The organism is Streptacidiphilus melanogenes (assembly GCF_000787835.1).
In the GTDB taxonomy this organism is placed as follows: Bacteria; Actinomycetota; Actinomycetes; order Streptomycetales; family Streptomycetaceae; genus Streptacidiphilus; species Streptacidiphilus melanogenes.
The window spans coordinates 101,110-116,379 of record NZ_BBPP01000008.1 but is presented as its reverse complement, the minus strand read 5'-3'; the positions used below and the strand labels follow the sequence as shown (position 1 = coordinate 116,379).

Genomic DNA, 15,270 nt, shown 5'->3' with positions numbered 1-15,270 from the left:
CAGGAGTACGACCAGCTCGACGCGTTCACCGCCCACGACGATGCGGAGGCCGGACTCGCAGCGAAGGAGAAGACGATGCGATCACGGTTCGCTCCCGACCGGCAGCTCACGGCACGGATGGCCTTCGTGCTGGTGCTGCTGGCGCTGGTGTACGCGGCGTTCGTCGCCGCGCTGGTGCTGCTGCTGAAGTCCGTCGTGCTCATCGTGGTCATCGCGGCCGGGGTTCTGGTGCTCCAGTTCTGGTTCTCCGACAAGATGGCGATGTTCGCGATGCGCGCCCACGAGGTCTCCCCCGAGCAGGAGCCGCGGCTCCACGGCACGGTCGACCGGCTGTGCGCGCTGGCCGACATGCCGAAGCCCCGGGTGGCCGTGTCCGAGACCGACCTGCCGAACGCCTTCGCCACCGGCCGCAGCGCGGACCACGCCGTCCTGTGCGTCACCCGCGGCCTGCTGCGGCGGCTCGAGGGCGACGAGCTCGACGGGGTCCTGGCCCACGAGCTCTCGCACGTCGCCCACCGGGACGTCACGGTGATCACCGTGGCCTCGTTCCTCGGGGTGCTGGCCGGGCTGATGGTCCGGATGGCCTTCTACTCCGAGCTGCTGGGCGGGCGCCGCCGCGACCAGAACACGGCGCTGCTGCTGGCCCTGGTCATGGCCGTCTCCGCGTCCGTCTACCTGCTGAGCCTGCTGCTGATCCGGGCTCTGTCCCGCTACCGGGAGCTGGCCGCGGACCGCTCGGCGGCGCAGCTCACCGGGCGGCCCTCGGCGCTGGCCTCCGCACTGGTGAAGGTGAGCGGCGAGATCGCCCGGATCCCCAGCCAGGACCTGCGCACCGCCCAGGCGTTCAACGCCTTCCTGTTCGCTCCGGCCCTGTCCGGCGACTCCGGCGTGGCCTCGATCCTCTCCACGCACCCCAGCCTCCAGCGCCGCCTGGACGCCCTCGCCGAGCTCTCCAAGGAGCTGGGCGAGCCGTCGGAGTGAAACCCAGCGCGCGGTGCCCGGCTTCAGGTACGCGCGGGGGCGCTGAGGGCCGCCTTGGTGGTCCGCAGGGAGGTCTCCAGGACGGTCAGCCGGTGCTGCGGCGCCATCAGGTTGGCGCCCATGGCCGCCAGGTCCTCGGGGCCGGGGACGAGCACGTGCACCAGCGTCCCGGTCGCCCGGACCTCCTGGGCCTCGCGCAGCAGGCGGGCCGTGGAGCCGCGGCGCAGCCGGCGCTCGACGCGGGCGGGGATGCTGTGGGGGTGGTCGGTCTCGTGGGCGCAGGTCGGGGCCAGCACGAACACCTCGTCCAGTGCCTCCCCCGCGACCAGGTCGAGGTTGGTGTCCGACCAGGCGCAGCCGTCGACGTAGCGGCGGCCGTCGATGCGCACCGGCTCGAACCAGGCCGGCAGCGCGCAGGAGGCCGTCACGGCGGAGCCGAGGTCGGCGGGCGGGGCCTGCTCCGCCCCGAAGAGGACGCGGGTGCCGGTGTCGAGGTCCACCGCGACGACGCGCAGTGCCGGGTTGTCCGGCCAGTGGTCGTCCATGCGCAGCTGGTGGAAGAGGTCCCGGACGCCGCTCAGGCTGCCCCGGCCGGGAGGCGCGGCGGCGGCGAGCACGGTGTTCAGCGGCATCCGGTGCGGGTGCTCGACCAGGTCGAGCAGCAGTTTCAGCGAACCGAAGCCGGGCCGTGGGATGCGCGGCAGCGCTCCGCCGACCCAGGTGTCGTAGTCCAGCCGCACCCCGCCCACCGGCCCGGCGACCTCGTCGAGGCCCCGCTGGTGGTCGAGCAGCTCCCGCGGGCTCGCCCCGACGGCGAGCAGGGAGCCGACGATCGCGCCGGCGGAGGTGCCGAGGATGACGTCAGCGGTGCGTGGATCCCATCCGCAGGCGTCCTCGAGCGCGCACAGCGCCCCGACCGCCCAGGCCGCGCCCAGGCTTCCGCCGCCGCCCAGCACCAGGCCGCGGCGCGGCCCTGAAGGTCCGGGGGGCGCGTCGGAAGCTCCTTGTTCCCCCCGATCCGCCGTAAGGCCAGCCATGGTTCTCGCCGCCTTCCCTGGTGCTCCCGGTCTCCGCAAGCCGCAGGGTGGGCAGCCGCCGGAGGACCGGATTACTCCAGGGTCCATGATCCGGCGCGCCCGCGCGAGCCAGGAGCGCTCGCAGCCTGGCAGGTGCGGTTCAGGTGGTGAGCACCATGCGGAACCGGGCCTTGCCGGCGAGCATCCGCTGGTAGGCCTCGTCGGCCTGCGCGAGCGGCATCGTCTCGTTGAGGGAGCGGATGCCGTGCAACGCGCTGAAGGCCATGGTGTCCTCGACGTCCTGGGCGGTGCCGGAGGGGTGGCCGCGGACGATCTTCGCGGGCATGATCAGCTGCCCGGGGGTGATCGCCAGGGGCACCGCGTCGATGCCGACCACCACCAGTTCGCCGCGCGGCGCCAGCCCGTCCACGGTCGCGCTGATGGCCTCGGAGTTGGTGGCGGTGGCGAGCACGACGTCGGCCCCGCCGAGCGCCCGCAGGGCCGGCGCGACGGCGGACGGGTCGCTGCTGTCGACGTAGTGGTGTGCGCCCAGCTCCTGGGCGAACCCCGCCTTGTCCTGGCCGCGCGCGATCGCGATCGTCTCGAACCCCATCGCCACCGCGTAGCGGACGGCGAGGTGGCCGAGCCCGCCGATGCCGAGGATCGCGACCCGGTCGCCCGGCCTCGCGCCGCTGGTCCGCAGCCCGTTGAAGGTGGTCACGCCCGCGCAGCCCAGCGGTGCGGCCTCCTCGGCCGTGAGGCCGTCGGGGATGCGGGCGAGGGCGTCGAAGGGCGCGACGACCGACTCGGCGTAGCCGCCGTCGTACGCCCAGCCGGGTACCTTGAGGTCGCGGCAGACGATGAAGTCGCCCTGCCGGCAGGGGTGGCACACCCCGCAGCTGCCGCCGAACCAGCCGACGGCCACCCGGTCGCCCACCCGCCACAGGTCGGGTGTCCCCTCGCCCACCTCGGCGATCCGGCCGGCGATCTCGTGGCCGGGGACGACGGGGAAGCGGATGCCGGGCAGGACGTTGTTGACCATGTACACGTCGCTGTGGCACACGCCGCAGGCCTCCACCGCGATGCGCACCTGCCGCGGGCCGGGCGACGCCGTCTCCCGCTCCACGACGGCGAACGGCTCACCCGCCGCCGCCACCTGTGCGACTCGGTACGTGCCCATGGGCTTCCTTCCGTCGGGTCGTCCCCCGGGCCAGTAGACGCCAGGCCGTCCGGCCGCGCACCCCGGCCCTCGGCCGGTCGGTTCACTCGGCCGTGCCGTCCGGGATGGACTGCTCCGCCCAGATGGTCTTGCCGCGCGGCACGTAGCGGGTGCCCCAGTTGTCGGCGAGCTGGCCGACCAGGAAGAGGCCCCGGCCGCCCTCGTCGGTGTCACCCGCGTGGCGCAGGTGGGGCGAGGTGCTGGAGCTGTCGGAGACCTCGCAGATGAGCGAGCCGTCACGGATCAGGCGCAGCAGGAACGGCTCGCGGCCGTGGCGGATCGCGTTGGTCACCAACTCGCTGACGATCAGTTCGGTGGCCGGCACCGCCTCGTCGAGCCCCCAGGACGACAGCTGCCGTGAGGTCTCCGCGCGGGCGCGGCGGACCTCGGCCGGATCGGCGGACAGGTCCCAGGTGGCGACGCGGTCGGGCGGCAGGATCCGGGTGCGCACCAGGACCAGCACGGCGTCGTCGCCGGGATCGCGGGTCTTCAGGGTCGCGTCGACGGCGGTCTGGCACAGCTCGTCGAGGGTCTCGGCCCGCGAGGCGAGCCCGGCGAGGAGCCGCGGCACGTCCAGGCCCGGCTCCGGCTCCCGCTCCTTGACGAGTCCGTCGGTCCACAGGGCCAGCACGCTCCCGTCGGCGAGGTCGATGTCCGTGGCCTCGAAGGGGAGCATCGCGAGCCCCAGCGGCGGCCCGGGCACGAGGTCGACGGGGTGGGCGCCCCCGCCCGGCGGCACGACGACGGGCGGCGGGTGCCCGGCGCTCGCGACGCTGGCCCGGCCGGTCACCCGGTCGTAGAGGAGGAAGAGGCAGGTGCCGCTGATCCCCGGCGTCTCGGGCTCGTCGGGGGTCCGGATGGCCGTCGGCGTGTCGATCTGGCGGTGCACCAGCGCGTCGAGGCGCCACAGGAGCTCGTCGGGCGGCAGGTCCATGGTGGCGAGCGTGCGGATGGCCGTGCGCAGCCGACCGGCGCGGGCCACGGCGTGGATGCCACGGCCGGTGACGTCGCCGACGACGAGGGCGACCCGGGCGCCGGAGAGCGGGATGACGTCGAACCAGTCGCCGCCGACCCCGGCGTGGGCCTCGGCGGGGAGGTAGCGGTGCGCGATCTCCAGCGGGCTCGGGTCGGGCACGTTGCCGCGCAGCAGCAGGCTCCGCTGGAGGGTCAGCGCGGCCCGGTGCTCCTCGGTGTAGCGGCGGGCGTTGTCGATGCTGACGGCGGCGCGGGCGACCAGGTCCTGGGCCAGGGCCAGGTCCTCCTGGTCGAACGGGCCGGGCAGCCGCCAGCGGTAGAAGTGCGCCAGGCCGAGGGTCACCGTGCGGGCCCTGATCGGCACTGTGATCAGCGAGTGCGTGCCGGCAGCCAGGATCTTGGCGGCACGGAGCGGGTCCTGTGCCAGCCAGTCGGCCGCCCGGTCGAGCACCGGGACCAGCAGCGGCACCCCCGAGGCCAGGCAGCGGGCATAGGGCGTCGACGGGTGGTACCTGGTCACGGTGCCCACCGGGACGGTCGCCTCCGGCGCGTCGTCGGTCACCGAGCGGTGCGCGGCCCGGCGCAGCACCGCCGTGCCGGGGACCGGCCCGCGCGGCTCGGGCGCTCCGCGGGCGACGCCCTCCAGCAGGTCGACGGCGACGAAGTCGGCCAGCCTCGGCACGGCGACCTCGGTGAGCTCCTCCGCAGTGCGGTTGACGTCCAGGGTGGAGCCGATCCGGTCGGCGGCCTCCTTCAGCGCCAGCAGCCGCTCGCGCGCGTGGTCGCGCTCGGTGACGTCGACGACCGCGGACGCCACGCCGAGGACGCGACCGTCGGCGGCGACGAGCCGGAACGAGGTGATCGCCCAGACGTGGTCGTGTTCGGGGTCGGCCGCGGTGCGGCCGCGGTGCTCGGTGGTGAGCACGGGCGTGCCGGTGTGCAGCACGGCCTTGAGCCTGGCCGCCATCCGCTCGCCCTCGACGTTGGCGAACAGCTCCTCGGCCCGGCGTCCGAGCACCTGCGCCGCGGGCGCGTCGAGGATGCGCTCCAGCGCCGCGTTGACCCGGACGAGCCGCAGCTCGGTGTCGTAGACCGCGAGGCCGTTGGGCGTCCCCTGGAAGACGCTGTCGAGCACCTCGGTGATGGCGGCGTCGTGGAGGTCGGGCGTCCCCGGACCGCCGTGCTCGTCCATCGTTCCCGTGTCCAATCGCCAGCCGGCGGCCGACGGCGAGCCGCAGCGTCGGCCCGGGGTCATGGGGCCCCTGCCTCCATCCTGCACGCGGGCGGGAAGGCTCGCTCTCCCGGAGCGGCCGCCGCCCGTTGGCCTCCGGCAGTCGGGCAGTGTTTCATAGGCGTATGGCCCGGTTCTGGGGTCGATCCCGGGCCGTCGCAGGGCCCGGTTCCATCGGTGGGAACCCGGCGGACCGGGGTTCGCGCCCGGAACGGGATCAGGAGGGCGACGGGCGCCCGGACCCGCGGCTCCCACCCGAGCGACGCCGCCGGGCGATCCTCGGCATGCGCAGCGTCGCCGGGCAGGTGTTCATCCTGCAGGTGGTGATCATCGTGCTGCTGGTGCTGGCCGCCGGCATCGACATCTTCGTCCAGGCCCAGCAGGACACCACGGTGGAGGCCCGCAACCGCTCGCTCGCGGTGGCCCAGACCTTCGCCAACTCGCCCGGGATCGTCGCCGCGATGGAGTCGGCGCATCCGACCGCGCTGCTGCAGCCGCGTGCCGAGGCCACCCGTCTGGCGACCGGGGTGGACTTCGTCGTGGTCACCGACGACCACGGGATCCGCTACACCCACCCGATCCCCAACCGGATCGGCAAGAAGTTCGTCGGCGACATCGGCCCGGCGCTGGCCGGGCACACGGTCACCGAGACCGTCAACGGCACCATCGGCCCGCTGGTGCAGGCGATCGTTCCGGTCTTCGACCCCCACCACAAGGTGATCGGCGCGGTCTCGGCGGGCATCACGCTCAAGAAGATCAGCAGCGCCTCCCAGCACCGGGTGCCGGTCGTGCTCGGGGCGGGCGCCCTGGCCCTGGCCCTCTCCACCGCCGGGACCTGGCTGGTCGTGCGACGCCTGCGGCGGCAGACCCACGGACTCGGCCCGGCCGAGATGACCCGGATGTACGAGCACCACGACGCGGTGCTGCACGCGGTCCGCGAGGGCGTGCTCATCGTCGGCGACGACGGCCGGGTGCTGCTCGCCAACGACGAGGCCTGCCGTCTGCTCGACCTGCCCGTCGGCGAGCACGACAGCCCGCTCGTCACCGCCCTCGGCCTTGACCACCGGCTGACCGACCTGCTGGCCTCCGGGCGGCCCGTCACCGACGAGGTCGTGAGCGCGGGCGACCGGCTGATCGTGGTCAACATCCGGCCCACCGACCGCAACGGCGGCCCGCCCGGAGTGGTCGCCACCCTGCGCGACTCCACCGAACTGCGCGCCCTGTCCGGCAAGGCCGACCAGGCCCGCAAGCGGCTCAAGCTGCTCTACGAGGCCAGCGGCGCGATCGGCACGACGCTGGACGTGACCCGCACCGCCGAGGAGCTGACCGAGGCGGTCGTCCCCCGGTTCGCCGACTTCGCCACCGTCGACCTGGCGGAGGCGCTGCTGCACGGCGACGAGCCGGACCGGGGCCAGGTGGTGAGCCTGCGTCGCGCCGCGCTCCACTGCGCCCGGCCGGACATGCCGTTCTTCCCGGTCGGCACGCCGATCCCGCTGATGTCCGGCACTCCGCACGCCCAGGCCCTGGACGGGCGCTCGGTCCTGGAGGCCGATCTGACCGATCCGGCGAACGACTGGCGACGGACCGACCCCGACCGGACCGAACGGCTCATCGACCAGGGCATCCACTCGTTGATCACCGTGCCGCTGCTGGCCCGCGGCACGCTGCTGGGCGTGGCGCACTTCTACCGTGCGGAGAAGCCCGAGCCGTTCGACGCGGACGACCTGTCGGTCGCCGAGGAGCTCGGGGCGCGCGCCGCGGTGTCCATCGACAACGCCCGCCGCTACACCCGCGAGCACCGCATGGCCGTCACCCTGCAGCACAACCTGCTGCCCGGCCGCCTGTCCGAGCAGAGCGCCCTGGACGTGGCCTACCGCTACCTGCCCGCGCACGCGGGCGTCGGCGGCGACTGGTTCGACGTCATCCCGCTGCCCGGCGCGCGGGTCGCGCTGGTCGTCGGCGACGTCGTCGGGCACGGCCTGCACGCCGCGGCCACCATGGGCCGGCTGCGCACGGCCGTGCACAACTTCTCCACCCTGGACCTGCCGCCGGACGAGCTGCTCGGCCATCTCGACGTCCTGGTCAACCAGATCGACCAGGACAGCGCCGCCGTCGACGGCGAGACCGCCATCACCGGCGCGACCTGCCTGTACGCGATCTACGACCCGGTCTCGCGGCGCTGCAGCATGGCCCGGGCCGGGCATCTGCCGCCCGCGCTGGTGCGCCCCGACGGCTCGGTCGAGTTCCCCGACCTGCCGGCCGGGCCGCCGCTCGGCCTGGTCGGCGTGCCCTTCGAGACGGTCGAGCTGGAACTGCCCGAGGGCAGTCGGCTGGTGCTCTACACCGACGGCCTGGTCGAGGACCGCTCCCGGGACATCGACGTCGGACTCGAGCGGCTGCGCTCCGCGCTGACCCAGCCCCCCGACGCACCCGCCCGCGGCCCTGAGGAGACCTGCCAGGCCGTGCTCGACGCTCTGCTCCCCGCGCATCCCACCGACGACGTCGCGCTGCTGGTGGCCAGGACCAGGGCGATGCGGGCCGACCAGGTCGCGGCCTGGGAGGTCCCCGCCGACCCGGCCGCCGTCGCCGGGATCCGCGCGAAGGTCGACGAACGGCTGGCCGAGTGGGGCCTGGACGCGCTGGCCTTCACCACCGAACTGATCATCAGCGAGCTCACCACGAACGCGATCCGCTACGCGGCCGGCCCGATCCGGGTCCGCCTGATCCGCGACCGCGCGCTGATCTGCGAGGTCTCCGACGCCAGCAGCACGTCCCCGCACCTGCGCTACGCGGCCAGCACCGACGAGGGCGGGCGCGGGCTGTTCCTGGTCGCGCAGCTCTCGGAGCGGTGGGGAACCCGCTACACCGCCGACGGCAAGGTGATCTGGGCCGAGCAGCCGCTGCCGTGAGCGGCCGCCGACGCGCGGACAGGTGCCCCTCACGGGCCGCTCAGCACGGAAGGGGCACCCTCACGCCCCGGCCGCCGCACGGAGCGTGCCCACAGGAACCGGCGTCCGGTGCGGCAAGACCGTATGGCCCGTCACCGCCCGGACGCCGATCCCGGACGCCGGCCGATCCCGACGCCCTGGCAGGGCCGGGGGAACCCTGCGTACCCGATCCTTCCCGCCGTCCCGCCCCGCCACTTGGGCCTCCCGGCCCTCACGCGCCGCCGGACGGCCCCATCCGCCGGGTGCGCGTGCACGTGGACGAGCGGATGCGGGCGGCGATCCCGGGGTCGAAGCTGGAGACGCCGAGCCGGAACCGGAGCCCACGCGGGACAGGAGCCAAGGATGAGCACTGCGCCGTCGAAGTCCGTCGTCGTCGGACTCGACCAGTCCGACGGGGCCAGAGCAGCACTCGACTGGGCCGCCGCCGAGGCGGCGCTGCGCGGGGTGCCGCTGCTGGTCGCCACCGCGTGGAGCGGGCTGGAACACGAGGGCCCCGAGGAGTACCAGCCGAACATCGCCGAGCCCGTCCACCGGGCCGCGACGCAGTTCCTGGAGGACGCCGCCGCCGACATGCGCAAGCGGCATCCCGGTCTGGACGTCGACACCCGGCTCATGGGCGACGAGCCCGTCGAGGGCCTGATGGGGCTGGCCGAGGACGCGGGCCTCGTGGTCGTCGGACGGCGCGGCATGAACAACCTCCTGCGGGCGCTGCTGGGCTCGGTGAGCCAGCAGCTCGTGGCGCACTCCCCGGTGCCGGTCGTCGTGGTGCCGGAGTCGGCCGTGCCGGCGCCCGAGCGCGGGCCGGTGGTCGTCGGCGTCGCCCGCGAGGTCGCGGCGCCGCTCGCGTTCGCCTTCGCCGAGGCGGAGACCCGTGGCGCGCCGGTGCTCGCGGTGCGCGCCTGGACGCTCTCCAACCCGTACGTGGCCAGCAGTCCCGACGCGGTGACCGGTATCGAGTCGGAGGAGGACCGGGAGCTGCGCTCCCTCGTGGACGCGGCCCACCAGCAGCATCCCACCGTGGAGGTCCGCGTCCAGGTCGAGTTCGCCAGCCCCGAGGCGGCACTGATCAACGCCTCCGGGGGCGCCTCGCTCGTGGTGGTGGGCCGTCACCGCCGCCACTCCCGTTACGGCCTCCCCCTGGGCCAGGTTCCGCACCGCGTCCTGCACCTGGCCGACCTGCCTGTGGCGGTCGTGCCCAACTGACGCGCCCTCGCCTGCTTTTGTCACGGCCCGGTAACATCGCCCGCGCCGCCTTCACGGGTGCTGGAGGCTGCCCGGATGACCCGAATCCCCGCACTCTCCGCCGTCGCCGCCGGCCTGCTCGCGCTCTGCGGTTGCGGGGGCAGCCACGGGAGCGCAGTCCCCGCGACCGGGGTCCGCTCCGCTCCGGCGCCCTCGGCGTCGCCGCCGTCGTTCAGCTTCGCGGGACGGTTCCTGATCCCCGATCTGTCCGGCATGACGCTGGACCGGGCGGAGACGGCGGCACGGTCGTCGTGGGGGTACACGACCCCTCGGACCGCGGACGGCGCCAGCCCAGTCATCACGAGCCCCCGCGACTGGACGGTGTGCTCCCAGCAGCCCGCGGCGGGGACGACGACGAGCAGCAACAGCGTCACCGTGACGGTCGTGAACACCGCCGCCGGGAAGCACTGCTGACCGACGGTCACCGCCCCGCAGGGGGAGCCATGGCAGCGCGTACGGCCCCGGCCACCATCGCGGGGCCGGGGCCGTGCGCCCGTGGGAACGGGATGGCGGCTACTCGGGCGCCATCATGTTCGCCACCTCGAAGTGGTCCACCTGCGGCTGGCCGGTCACCCCGGCCTTCGCCAGGGCCGGGGCGAGCGACGCCTGCATGAAGGCGTCGAAGTCCGCGCGGGACTCCCACACGTCGATCACGTGCAGGCCGTGCTCGTCGGCGCCGGCCACGTGGCTCACGGCCCCCTTGGGACGCTCGCCCGGGTCGCCGACCGACATGCCCAGCGCGTCGAGTACGGCCATGTACGTGTCCAGCGTCGCGCCCGGGAACGTGACGGAGATGCAGACGGCCATGTGCGGCTCCTTGGTGCGGAGGAACGTTGCGCTCAGGCTTGCGCGGCGGCCCCGGTCCGGCAAGGAGCCGCACACGCCGTGCACCTGTGCGCTCGGTTGTGCGCGCCGGGCGCAGGGGCGCGGCTACTCGTCGGCCAGGACGATGTTCAGGTCGTCGCAGTAGTCGTCGTCCGAACTGTCCGACTCCTCGGGACCCTCGTAGATCATGGGGTCGTCGCCGCGGTCTCGCGGGATCATGCCGTTCTGCGGCACGGTGCACTCCTCGGCTCGGTTGTGGTGCAGCCCAGCTGAGCAGGACCGGACGCGGCCCGCCCGCCGTGGCGCCCGAGCGGGTGCATCACGGAGCGTGCCGGGTGCCACGGCCTCGGGCCGCGGGTGACGGCGCGTGGTGTTGTACTGGCCCTGTGATCGGGATCGAGAGCCTCGCCGGGGCCGCCTTCGACACGGACGGCGTGCTCACCGACACCGCGGCGCTGCACGCCATGGCGTGGAAGGCGGCCTTCGACGACCTGCTGCGCGGACTGCCGGGGAGCACCGCGGAGGAGGCGCGGGCGCCGTTCGACATCGCGACCGACTACCCGCGTCACGTCGACGGTCGCTCCCGCGAGGACGGGGTGCGGGGTTTCCTCGCGTCGCGGGGACTGGAGAGCTTGGACGAGGAGGCGATCGTCCGCCTCGCCACCCGGAAGGACCGGATCTACCTCGCGTTGCTGCGGCACGAGGGCGCGCCGCCGCGTCCGGGTGTGGTGGACCTGCTGGTCGCGCTGCGCGGGCTGGGCGTGGCCACGGCGGTGGTCTCGGCGAGCCGGCACTGCGAGCGGGTGGTGGCCGCCGCCGGGCTGACGGATCTCTTCGACGTCCGGGTGGACGGGGTGGAGGCCGCGCGGCTGCGCCTGCCGGGCAAGCCGGATCCCGCGCTCTTCCTGGAGGCTGCGCGGCGGCTGGGCGCCACACCCGCACGGACCATGGTGGTCGAGGACGCGCTGGTGGGCGTCCAGGCCGGACGCGACGGCGGCTTCTCACCGGTCGTCGGGGTGGACCGGGGCGCGGGCGCGGCGGAGCTGCGGGCGCACGGCGCCGACGTCGTCGTGGCGGACCTCACCGAGCTGGCGCCGCTCCTGGGCTTGTGATCCCTCTCGTCACGCCTTGAGGTCCCGTCACGCTCCGAGGTCCGGCCTCACGCCCTGAGGTCCAGCACGGCCACGCCCGTCACCCGGTCGGCGGCCAGGTCGGCGAGCGCGCGGTCGGCGTCGGTGAAGGCGTAGCGGACGGTGTGCACCCGCAGTGGCAGGCCGGCCACCTCCGCGAGGTAGGACCGCCCGTCCTCGCGGGTGTTGGCGGTGACGCTGCGCAACGTCCGTTCCTGGAACAGGTGGTCGGCGTAGTTCAGAACCGGGATGTCGGAGAGGTGGATGCCGGCCACCGCCAGCGTGCCGCCGCGGTCGAGGGCGGCAAGGGCGACCGGGACGAGGTCGCCGACGGGAGCGAAGAGGATCGCGGCGTCCAGCGGCTCGGGCGGCGCGTCGTAGGCGTCCCCGGCCGAGGCCGCGCCGAGCTCCAGGGCCAGCCGCCGCGCCTCCCCGGCGCGGGTGAGCACGTGGACGGTCGCACCGCGGGCCAGCGCCAGCTGGGCGGTCAGGTGGGCGGAGGCGCCGAAGCCGTAGAGGCCGAGCCGCCCGCCCGGCGGCAGCTCGGCGCGCTCGAGGGCGCGGTAGCCGATGATGCCCGCGCACAGCAGCGGCGCCAACTCGGACGCGTCGCGCCCGTCCTGCGGCAGCTCATAGACGTAACGGGCGTCCGCCGTCAGGTACCGGGCGAAGCCGCCGTCGCGGTCCCAACCGGTGTAGCGGGACTCGGGGCACAGGTTCTCGCAGCCGGCCCGGCAGTAGCGGCACACACCGCAGGTCCCCGCGAGCCAGGCCACGCCGACCCGGTCGCCGATCCCCGGCACGGCCGGGGACGGGTGCGACTGGCCCGACGGGCCGGCCGGGCCGGACCGCTCGGGGCCCCCGGCGACCACGCGTCCGACGGCCTCGTGCCCGGGGGTGCGGCCGGGAGCGCGCGGCGCGAGGTCGCCCTCCGCCAGATGCAGGTCGGTGCGGCAGACCCCGCACACCTCGACCTCGATCAGGAGCTCGCCCGGGCCGGGCTCGGGCACCGCCCTGCGCACCGGGCGGAGCGGGCGCGTGGCCATCGGGCCCGGCCGCTCGACGGCCCAGGCGTCCGTCTCCTGTTCCGTCACGACCACCGGCCCACCTGCTCCCGCTCGCCGTCCGCTTCCCTTCGACGGTCCCTCCCCCGGTAGCACGCCGCAAGCGCGCCGGAACACGGCGGCGTGGCGACGCCGAAGTGCGACCCGTCTCACGAACGGGGACGATGAGGGCATCCCCGGCCAGCACCTGGAGCCACCGTGAACGGCGACGCCTGGACCCTCCGGTACGAGGGTCTCGACCCGGCCGAGGTGGGCCTGCGCGAGGCGCTGTGCGCGGTCGGCAACGGCTACTTCGTGACCCGGGCCGCCGCGCCCGAGGCGTCGGCGGACGGCATCCACTATCCGGGTACGTACCTCGCGGGCTGCTACCACCGCGCGAGTTCGACCGTGCACGGGCGGACGGTCGTCAACGAGGACCTGGTCAACGGACCGAACTGGCTGCCGCTGACCTTCCGCGCCGCCGGGGAGCGCGGCCGTGACGGCGGTGAGGACGAGGGCCCCTGGTTCGGCGAGCCGGGCTTCGCGGTGCTCGACCAGCGCCTCGAGTTCGACCTGCGCCACGCGGTGCTCACCCGTCGCCGCCGCTGCCGGGACGGCGCGGGGCGGACCACGGACGTCATCCAGCGCGTCTTCGCCCACATGGGGCGACCGCACCTCGGGGTGCTGGTCACCCAGCTGACCCCGGTCGACTGGTCCGGAACGGTGGAGATCCGCTCCGGCCTCGAGGGCCGGGTGGTCAACGACGGCGTGGCCCGCTACCGGGGCCTGACCTCCCGCCACCTCTTCCCCGCCGGGCAGGGGGCCAAGGGCGAGGTCATCCGGCTCCAGGTGGCCACGGAGGACTCCGGCCTGCAGATCGGGCTGGCCGCCCGCACCCGCCTGCGGTCGGGCGACAGCGCGCTGCACCCCGACGCCGTCGACCTGCTCGACGTGGCGGGCCGCGTCGACCGGGTGTTCACCGTGGCGGTGCGTCAGGGTCGCACGCTGACCCTGGAGAAGACCGTCGCGCTGTTCACCTCCCGTGACGGACGCGCCGCCGAGCCCGCCGCGAGCGCGTCCGAGCTGGTCGCCGACGTCGAGGACACCGCCGTGCTGGAGCGGCAGCACCGGCTGCACTGGCAGGAGTTGTGGCGGCGCTGCCGCGTCGGCGCGGACTTCGAGGGCGCCGGAACGGTCCACCTCTACATCCTGCACCTGCTGCAGACCTTCTCGGCGAACTCGGTCGACCTCGACGTCGGCCTCCCCGCCCGGGGCCTGCACGGCGAGGCGTACCGGGGTCACGTGTTCTGGGACGAACTCTTCATCCTCCCCTACTTCCACCGGCACCTGCCGGAGCTGAGCCGCGCGGTGCTGCGCTACCGGTACCGCCGCCTGGACCGGGCCCGGCGGAACGCGGCCGCTGCGGGCCGACGCGGAGCCATGTTCCCCTGGCAGAGCGGCAGCGACGGCGGCGAGGAGACCCAGGAGCTGCACCTCAACCCCCGGTCCGGCCGATGGCTGCCGGACCGCAGCCGGCTCCAGCACCACGTCGGCTCGGCGGTCGCGTACAACGTGTGGCTGTACCACCGGGTCACCGGCGACCAGCAGTTCCTCTCCCATGCCGGGGCCGAGGTGGTCCTGGAGGTCGCCCGGTTCTGGGCGGACGCGGCCGAGTACGACGAGGCACTCGGCCGCTACCGGATCCGCGGTGTCGTGGGACCGGACGAGTACCACGACGGCTACCCGTGGAGCTCGCGCCCCGGCCTGGACGACAACGCCTACACCAACGTCATGGCCTCCTGGACCCTGCACACCGCCCGCGAACTGCTGGCCGAGCTCCCGGCGTACCGGCGCGCCGAGCTGCTCGAACGACTCGGTGTGGACGGGGCGGAGCTGGCCGGCTGGGACCGGATCGCGCACCGGCTCCACGTCCCGTTCCACGACGGGGTGATCAGCCAGTTCGACGGCTACGAGCGGCTGGAGGAACTGGACTGGGCCGCGCTGCGCGCCCGCCACGGCGACATCCGCCGGCTGGACCGGATCCTGGAGGCCGAGGGCGACTCGGTCAACCGCTACCGGGCCTCCAAGCAGGCCGACGTGCTGATGCTCTGGTACCTGTTCACCCCGGCCGAGGTGCGGCGGCTGCTGACCGGGCTCGGCTACCGGGTCGATCTCGACCTGATGGAGCGCACGGTCGACTACTACCTGGCCCGCACCTCCCACGGGTCGACCCTGAGCGCCGTCGTGCACGCCTGGGTGCTGGCCCGGCGCGACCGACGCGCCTCGTGGCGGTTCTTCCGGGAGGCCGTCGCCGCGGACGTCCACGACATCCAGGGCGGCACCACCGCCGAGGGCGTGCACCTGGGCGCGATGGCGGGCGTGGTCGACCTGCTGGAGCGCTGCTACTCCGGCCTGTCACTGCGGCGGGACGCGCTGGTGCTCGATCCGGTGCTGCCGCCGCAGCTCGGGCAGCTGGATCTGACGCTGCACTACCACGGCCACGGCGACGTGCTGGTCAGGTTGGCGCACCGCCACGCCTCCATCACCGTCCCGCCCGGGACCGCGCCGCCGATCCACGTCGTCATCCGAGGCACGGAGGCGACCCTGCGGGCGGGCGAGGTCGTGCGGGTCGATCTCCCCGGTGGGTGAAGTTCCGCTTC

At 74.4% G+C, this 15,270-nt stretch carries 12 protein-coding genes; 6 read left to right on the top strand and 6 right to left on the bottom strand.

The features are described from left to right. Positions 1 to 75: 75 nt before the first annotated feature. Positions 76 to 981 (top strand): zinc metalloprotease HtpX, encoded by a 906-nt coding sequence (gene htpX, locus TR49_RS11470; RefSeq protein ID WP_042380451.1) that lies wholly within the window; start codon positions 76 to 78, stop codon positions 979 to 981. Between the two features lie 23 nt (positions 982 to 1,004). On the opposite strand, the gene TR49_RS11465 is transcribed toward htpX, so the two are convergent. The 3 genes from TR49_RS11465 to TR49_RS11455 all read right to left on the bottom strand — a co-directional run bounded on the left by TR49_RS11465 (position 1,005) and on the right by TR49_RS11455 (position 5,446). After that, the gene (locus TR49_RS11465) at positions 1,005 to 2,018 is read right to left on the bottom strand and encodes a patatin-like phospholipase family protein (RefSeq protein ID WP_160311574.1); all 1,014 of its coding nucleotides are present in this window, start codon (positions 2,016 to 2,018) and stop codon (positions 1,005 to 1,007) included. 139 nt (positions 2,019 to 2,157) lie between these two features. Beyond that, positions 2,158 to 3,177, bottom strand: coding sequence for an alcohol dehydrogenase (locus TR49_RS11460; RefSeq protein WP_042380447.1), 1,020 nt, complete (start codon positions 3,175 to 3,177; stop codon positions 2,158 to 2,160). An 82-nt stretch (positions 3,178 to 3,259) separates the two neighbouring features. Further along, on the bottom strand, positions 3,260 to 5,446 hold the full coding sequence (locus tag TR49_RS11455) for an ATP-binding SpoIIE family protein phosphatase (RefSeq protein WP_084724798.1): 2,187 nt from the start codon (positions 5,444 to 5,446) through the stop codon (positions 3,260 to 3,262). Positions 5,447 to 5,547: 101 nt separating this feature from the next. Here TR49_RS11455 and TR49_RS11450 point away from each other — a divergent pair, with 101 nt between their 5' ends. The 3 genes from TR49_RS11450 to TR49_RS41370 all read left to right on the top strand — a co-directional run bounded on the left by TR49_RS11450 (position 5,548) and on the right by TR49_RS41370 (position 10,026). Further along, complete coding sequence (locus TR49_RS11450; RefSeq protein ID WP_084724797.1) at positions 5,548 to 8,331, top strand: SpoIIE family protein phosphatase; 2,784 nt, start codon at positions 5,548 to 5,550, stop codon at positions 8,329 to 8,331. Between the two features lie 381 nt (positions 8,332 to 8,712). Continuing rightward, positions 8,713 to 9,573, top strand: a complete 861-nt coding sequence (locus TR49_RS11445) for a universal stress protein (RefSeq protein ID WP_042380441.1) — start codon at positions 8,713 to 8,715, stop codon at positions 9,571 to 9,573. A 75-nt stretch (positions 9,574 to 9,648) separates the two neighbouring features. After that, positions 9,649 to 10,026 (top strand): PASTA domain-containing protein, encoded by a 378-nt coding sequence (locus tag TR49_RS41370; RefSeq protein ID WP_084724795.1) that lies wholly within the window; start codon positions 9,649 to 9,651, stop codon positions 10,024 to 10,026. Between the two features lie 99 nt (positions 10,027 to 10,125). On the opposite strand, the gene TR49_RS11435 is transcribed toward TR49_RS41370, so the two are convergent. Next, positions 10,126 to 10,419 (bottom strand): hypothetical protein, encoded by a 294-nt coding sequence (locus TR49_RS11435; RefSeq protein WP_042380438.1) that lies wholly within the window; start codon positions 10,417 to 10,419, stop codon positions 10,126 to 10,128. Between the two features lie 123 nt (positions 10,420 to 10,542). Then, positions 10,543 to 10,671 (bottom strand): hypothetical protein, encoded by a 129-nt coding sequence (locus tag TR49_RS46380; protein WP_268874072.1) that lies wholly within the window; start codon positions 10,669 to 10,671, stop codon positions 10,543 to 10,545. Positions 10,672 to 10,823: 152 nt separating this feature from the next. On the opposite strand from TR49_RS46380, the gene TR49_RS11430 reads away from it, so the two are divergent. Then, the gene (locus TR49_RS11430; protein ID WP_042380436.1) at positions 10,824 to 11,549 is read left to right on the top strand and encodes an HAD family hydrolase; all 726 of its coding nucleotides are present in this window, start codon (positions 10,824 to 10,826) and stop codon (positions 11,547 to 11,549) included. A 47-nt stretch (positions 11,550 to 11,596) separates the two neighbouring features. Here TR49_RS11430 and TR49_RS11425 read toward each other — a convergent pair whose 3' ends face one another. Next, a complete protein-coding gene (locus TR49_RS11425; protein WP_042380793.1) occupies positions 11,597 to 12,613 on the bottom strand; it encodes a zinc-binding alcohol dehydrogenase family protein in 1,017 nt (338 codons plus the stop codon). A gap of 216 nt (positions 12,614 to 12,829) precedes the next feature. Here TR49_RS11425 and TR49_RS11420 point away from each other — a divergent pair, with 216 nt between their 5' ends. Further along, positions 12,830 to 15,259: a glycoside hydrolase family 65 protein gene (locus tag TR49_RS11420; RefSeq protein ID WP_042380434.1), complete on the top strand. Its 2,430-nt coding sequence runs from the start codon at positions 12,830 to 12,832 to the stop codon at positions 15,257 to 15,259. Positions 15,260 to 15,270 lie beyond the last annotated feature (11 nt).

Coding starts and splice junctions, on each gene's coding strand:
- TR49_RS11445 (WP_042380441.1), top strand. CDS start 8,713: ATGAGCACTGCGCCGTCGAAGTCCGTCGTCGTCGGACTCGACCAGTCC.
- TR49_RS11455 (WP_084724798.1), bottom strand. CDS start 5,446: ATGACCCCGGGCCGACGCTGCGGCTCGCCGTCGGCCGCCGGCTGGCGA.
- TR49_RS41370 (WP_084724795.1), top strand. CDS start 9,649: ATGACCCGAATCCCCGCACTCTCCGCCGTCGCCGCCGGCCTGCTCGCG.
- TR49_RS11465 (WP_160311574.1), bottom strand. CDS start 2,018: ATGGCTGGCCTTACGGCGGATCGGGGGGAACAAGGAGCTTCCGACGCG.
- TR49_RS11435 (WP_042380438.1), bottom strand. CDS start 10,419: ATGGCCGTCTGCATCTCCGTCACGTTCCCGGGCGCGACGCTGGACACG.
- TR49_RS11425 (WP_042380793.1), bottom strand. CDS start 12,613: ATGGCCACGCGCCCGCTCCGCCCGGTGCGCAGGGCGGTGCCCGAGCCC.
- TR49_RS11450 (WP_084724797.1), top strand. CDS start 5,548: ATGGCCCGGTTCTGGGGTCGATCCCGGGCCGTCGCAGGGCCCGGTTCC.
- TR49_RS11460 (WP_042380447.1), bottom strand. CDS start 3,177: ATGGGCACGTACCGAGTCGCACAGGTGGCGGCGGCGGGTGAGCCGTTC.
- htpX (WP_042380451.1), top strand. CDS start 76: ATGCGATCACGGTTCGCTCCCGACCGGCAGCTCACGGCACGGATGGCC.